At 72.6% G+C, this 4622-nt stretch carries 6 protein-coding genes and 1 pseudogene; all 7 read left to right on the top strand.

The annotated features are described in order from the left end of the window. Window positions 1–227: 227 nt before the first annotated feature. Window positions 228–1256, top strand: a complete 1029-nt coding sequence (locus ACFWBW_RS38205) for a D-alanyl-D-alanine carboxypeptidase family protein (protein WP_385383298.1) — start codon at window positions 228–230, stop codon at window positions 1254–1256. A gap of 37 nt (window positions 1257–1293) precedes the next feature. Beyond that, window positions 1294–1578, top strand: a complete 285-nt coding sequence (locus ACFWBW_RS38200) for a hypothetical protein (RefSeq protein WP_385383295.1) — start codon at window positions 1294–1296, stop codon at window positions 1576–1578. A gap of 271 nt (window positions 1579–1849) precedes the next feature. Continuing rightward, on the top strand, window positions 1850–2215 hold the full coding sequence (locus ACFWBW_RS38195) for an ATP-binding protein (RefSeq protein ID WP_385383292.1): 366 nt from the start codon (window positions 1850–1852) through the stop codon (window positions 2213–2215). A 176-nt stretch (window positions 2216–2391) separates the two neighbouring features. Further along, window positions 2392–2988: a Ku protein gene (locus ACFWBW_RS38190; protein WP_385383289.1), complete on the top strand. Its 597-nt coding sequence runs from the start codon at window positions 2392–2394 to the stop codon at window positions 2986–2988. A 9-nt stretch (window positions 2989–2997) separates the two neighbouring features. After that, entirely contained in the window at window positions 2998–3411 is a 414-nt protein-coding gene (locus ACFWBW_RS38185; protein ID WP_385383286.1) for a hypothetical protein, read from the top strand. Window positions 3412–3719: 308 nt separating this feature from the next. Beyond that, a pseudogene (locus ACFWBW_RS38180) lies at window positions 3720–3881 on the top strand (glutathione S-transferase family protein); the annotation flags it as partial. Between the two features lie 165 nt (window positions 3882–4046). Next, entirely contained in the window at window positions 4047–4550 is a 504-nt protein-coding gene (locus ACFWBW_RS38175; protein ID WP_385383283.1) for a DUF6328 family protein, read from the top strand. Window positions 4551–4622: the final 72 nt, after the last annotated feature.

Genomic DNA, 4622 nt, shown 5'->3' with positions numbered 1-4622 from the left:
CGGCGGGCCGCGCTGTTCCGGGCCGAAGGCCATGCGCCCGAGACCGGCAGGGAGAGCCGCGGAACCGATACACGGTGGAGCACCCGCCGATGGACAGCGGCCGGGGTTCCGATGGGTGGAGCGGCCATGCTCCGGTGTGTCCCTTCCGCGCTGCCGAGCGGCCCGGGCCCGGACCGTTCCGGGCGCGGCGGGGCACCATCCCCACCGCAACCCGATCCGGGAGTGTCATGTCTGTCCACGCGTTCCTCCGGCGGTCCGCCGAATTGCCCGGGCGGGGTCGGCTCGCGGCCGCCCGGGCCGGTGACGCCGCCTTCGCCGCCGCCCGTCGCGCGGTGTCGACAGCGGCGCTGCCCTGGCCCCACGAGGGTCAGGCGAGCGTGGAGGTGGAGGGGGTCGGCACCCTCGGCACGGTCGGCGAGCAGGTCCCGGTCCCGATCGCGAGCCTCACCAAGGTGATGACCGCCTACGTGGTCCTGCGCGAGCACCCGCTCGGCCCGGGAGACTCCGGGCCCCTGGTGCGCGTCGACCGGGCCGCCGCCCGCGAGGCAGGCTCCACGACCGAATCGGTGGTACCCGTCGAGGAAGGACAGGAGTTCCCCCTGCGGCAGCTGCTCGCCTACCTGCTGATCCCTTCGGGCAACAACATCGCCAGGCTCCTCGCCCGCTGGACCGCCGGCTGCGAAGCGGCCTTCGTGCGCCGGATGAACGAGGCGGCCGCAGACCTCGGCATGGCCCGTACGGCCTTCACCGGCTCCTGCGGCATGGACACCGGGAACACCAGCACGGCCTGCGACCTCCTCGTCCTTGCCCGTACGGTCATGCGGGACGAGGTGTTCCGCACCATCGTCGCCACCCCCTCGGTCCGCCTCCCCGGCGACCGGGGCGAGGCGTGCACCACCAACCGGCTGCTCGGCCGGCACGGCGTCGTCGGACTGAAGACGGGCACCAGCACCCCGGCCGGGGGCAACGTCCTGTGGGCCGCGTACAAGAACGTCGGCGGCACGCGCAGACTGGTCCTCGGCGCCGTGCTCGCGCAGCGGAGCGGCTGCTCCCCGGTGCGTGCCCGCGCGGCGGTCTGGGCCCACAGCCGCCGGCTCGTCGAAGCCGTCCAGCGTGCCCCGCTCGAGGCACTCGCAGGGCCTCGGCCGTCCGCACCGGCGGTGCCCCCGTCCCGGACGGCACCGACCCGCGTCGCGGGTCGGGATTCCGGGCCGGGAGGGGTGGTCGCCCTGTCTGGCCGCGGCCGAGCGGGGTAGGCGATCAGCAGGGGGCGGGGTATCGAAGGAGGCAGCCATGAGCGAACACGGACAATCCGGTGGGCACGCTGCCAAGCGTCAGCGACCGGGCATCGGACGCGAGGAACAGGCACGACCCGACCACGCCCAGCGCAGTCGGCCCGAGCAGGCCGACCGTCGGCCCGAGCTGCTGCCCGACGAGGGCGCCATGGTCGACGAGCACGGGCGCCCGCCCGGAGTTCCGTCCCGGACGGGTACCGGATCCAGCTCGCCACCGTCCGACCCGGAACGCGTCGAGCGGGCCGACGCCGGGGAGACCGACCCGGGCGCGCCCGGCCGGTGAGGCCGTGGAGACGGCCACCCACGGCCGGTGCTCCGGCCGGACATCGACACGAGCGCTGCCGAGGGGCCGCGCCTGCGGCATGGACATCGTCCGGCCGCCGAACGTGGTGAACCCGCGCGGAGTGGGTACGCGCCCCGATGTGGAACACCGGAACACCCATCATTCCCGGACGGCCGTCAGTCGATTCAGGCGGTCGGGTCCGGGGAAGCGAGACCGGAGGCCGCGTGCGGGGATGACTCTCCATCTGAGACGGCACAGCGATCTTGACGGCATGGCCGCGGCGGCAACCGCCCGCGACCTCACCCGGCACTTCTTCGACGACGCCTCGCGCGGCGGCCGTCCCGTAGCCCCGGAGGTCAGGGACACGACCTTGCTGCTCGTCAGCGAACTCGTCACCAACGCGATCCGCCACACGGCGGACGGCTGCGTACTCGACCTCGAGCTGGAACCCGACGAGATCGCCATCGACGTCACCGACTACAGCGACGCGGAGCCGCGGCTGAGGGCGCCCGATCTGGAGGGCGGCGGCGGATGGGGCTGGGCCCTGGTCCATCGGCTCGGCAGCGGTGTACGGATCCGGCACCGGCCGGGCGGCAAGACCATCCACACGGGTGTGAAGCTGATTCCGCCGGAATGATCACCACGGGACCGGTCCGGCCCGTGTGTGCGTACCGCCCCTCCCTCCGGGGAGGCGCCGGACGTGGGCGAGGGAGGACGGTGAGCCGTATGAACATGCCGACCGCCCACGGCCGGACCGCCGAACCGACCGGGCCGCGACCGGGAGACCGATGACCTGAAACGGTGGTGGTGGCCATGGCGCGACCAGTGTGGGCGGGTGTGCTGAGCTTCGGCCTGGTCAGCCTGCCCGTGGGCCTGTACACGGCGACCGAAAGCCACACGATCCACTTCCATCAGCTGCAGCGCGGCACCTCGGACCGGGTCCGCAACAAGCGGGTCAACGAGCGGACCGGCAAGGAAGTGCCCTTCGAGGAGATCGTCAAGGGCTTCGACGACGGTGACGCGTACGTGCTCGTGGAACCGGAGGAGCTGGACGAGATCGCGCCGGGCCGGTCCAGATCGCTCGAGATCGAGGGGTTCGTGGATCTGGCCGAAGTCGATCCGATCTTCTTCGACGCGACGTACTACCTGGCACCGAAGGGCAAGGAGTACGGGAAGATCTACAGCCTCGTCGAGCAGGCCCTGGACAAGGCGGAGAAGGCGGGGATCGCCAGATTCGTGATGCGCAGCCACGAATACCTCGTGGCCGTGAAGGCGGAGAACGGTCTGCTCACCTGCCACACGCTCCATTGGGCCGACGAGATCCGCGATCCCCGCAAAGAGATCGCCTCCCTGCCGCGCAAGGCCAAGGCCGCACCGAAGGAACTGCGCATGGCCGAGCAGTTGGTCTAGGCGCTCAGCATGGAGTGGAAACCCGAGGAGTTCCACGACACGTTCCGGGAGAAGGTCGCCGCCCTGATCAAGGCGAAGCGGGCGGGCGAGAGCGTGGAGAAGGCGGAGCCGGCGGCCGAGTCGACCAACGTGGTCGACCTCGCGGAGGTGCTGCGTGCCAGCGTCGAGCGCGCCGGCGGCTCCGGGAAGCCCGGCAAGCACGCGAAGAAGCGTGTCGCCGGGACGCCCGAGGCGACGGACCCGGCGAGCCCGACCAAGGCGGAGCTCTACGAGAGGGCTGCGGCGGCGGAGATCCCCGGGCGCTCGGCCATGACGCGCGACGAACTCCGCGACGCGCTCGCAGCCTCCGGCAGCGGATCCGACGGCGGCTCCGGCACGGCCTCCGCGACCGCTTCCGGACGCGGTTCGCGCAGGGCGGCCTGACCAGGCGGAACGCTCCTCGACCCAGGGGCGCCGCCCCGCCCCCCGGCCCGTACCGGCATCCGGGATTGGGCCGGGCGGGAGCGGGCAGGCGCCGTAGTGAACACACCCGTCCGAGACGAGTCGGAGTCATCATGACGAACCCGACCACCACACCGCACACACCCAGGCCCGTTCCGACGCCCCTCCCGGATCCGGAGCCCACGCCCGAACCCTCGCCGGCGCCCCCGACCCGGTAGCCGGGCGGCCTTCCCGACCGCCGGCGCCGCCCGGGCTCCAGCCCCTCCCGCCGGGCCCGGGCCGGCGTCGGCCCCTTTCTCCGTGCCGGGGTGCACGACGAGCGCAGCTGGACCTTCGACCTGGATCCCGGCGGGCGTGACCCGGTGCTCGGCACCGAGCGGCTGGAGGAGGCCCCCCACCTCGCGCGTGACCGCGGCCACGACCGGGGCATCACCGTGCTGGCGATCGTTGACGGTCGCCCCTTCGGCGACGGCACCGCGCCCGGACCGGTCGCCTTCGGAGAGGCGGTCGAAGGAGTGGCAGGCGCGCCGCGGAACGCGCGGCCCGAGCGCGGGGCAACATGATGCCGGGGTCCGGGGGCAGACGATCCCGGGAGAGACCTATGAGGGAGGCGCTGGATGACGAACGGGACGGATCAGACGGGCCGGGACGAGTCTCCGGAGGAACGCGCGGACCGGCAGTGGCAAGAACTCGTCCAGGAGATCCGGGTCGCCCAGACGGGCGTCCAGATCCTGTTCGGGTTCCTGCTGACGGTGGCCTTCGCCCCCGTGTTCTCGGGGCTCCCGCAGACCGAGAAGACGATCTACGTCGTGACGGTGGTCCTGGGATCCCTGGCGACCGGCGCCCTGATCGGCCCCGTGGCGTTCCACCGTCTCGTCTCGGGGCGCAGGATCAAGCCCGAGGCCGTCGCGTGGGCCGCGCGCCTGACCTTCACGGGCCTCCTGCTGCTCCTGGCCACGAGCACCTCCGCCCTGCTCCTCGTGCTCAGGGTCGCGACCGGCAACGCCCTCGCGACATGGCTCGTCGGCGGGGTGTTCGCCTGGTACGTGCTGTGCTGGTTCGTGCTGCCCCTGTGGGCACGCGTCCGGTACACGGCAAGCAACGAGCCCGATGACTCCTAGTGCTGTGGCCGGGAAGGTTTGCCGGGTCGCGGCGTCCGGTGCGGTGCATCGCAAGGCGGAGGGCCACGGCTC

Origin of the sequence: Streptomyces sp. NPDC059957 (genome assembly GCF_042730015.1) — a bacterium.
Classification (GTDB): Bacteria; Actinomycetota; Actinomycetes; order Streptomycetales; family Streptomycetaceae; genus Streptomyces.
Note: the sequence above shows the minus strand (reverse complement) of the source record. Positions and strands in the feature narration are given on the sequence as shown.

What these genes read in the sequence shown, in the direction of transcription:
- ACFWBW_RS38205 (WP_385383298.1), top strand. Translation starts at nt 228, where the DNA reads ATGTCTGTCCACGCGTTCCTCCGGCGGTCCGCCGAATTGCCCGGGCGG.
- ACFWBW_RS38200 (WP_385383295.1), top strand. Translation starts at nt 1,294, where the DNA reads ATGAGCGAACACGGACAATCCGGTGGGCACGCTGCCAAGCGTCAGCGA.
- ACFWBW_RS38195 (WP_385383292.1), top strand. Translation starts at nt 1,850, where the DNA reads ATGGCCGCGGCGGCAACCGCCCGCGACCTCACCCGGCACTTCTTCGAC.
- ACFWBW_RS38190 (WP_385383289.1), top strand. Translation starts at nt 2,392, where the DNA reads ATGGCGCGACCAGTGTGGGCGGGTGTGCTGAGCTTCGGCCTGGTCAGC.
- ACFWBW_RS38185 (WP_385383286.1), top strand. Translation starts at nt 2,998, where the DNA reads ATGGAGTGGAAACCCGAGGAGTTCCACGACACGTTCCGGGAGAAGGTC.
- ACFWBW_RS38175 (WP_385383283.1), top strand. Translation starts at nt 4,047, where the DNA reads ATGACGAACGGGACGGATCAGACGGGCCGGGACGAGTCTCCGGAGGAA.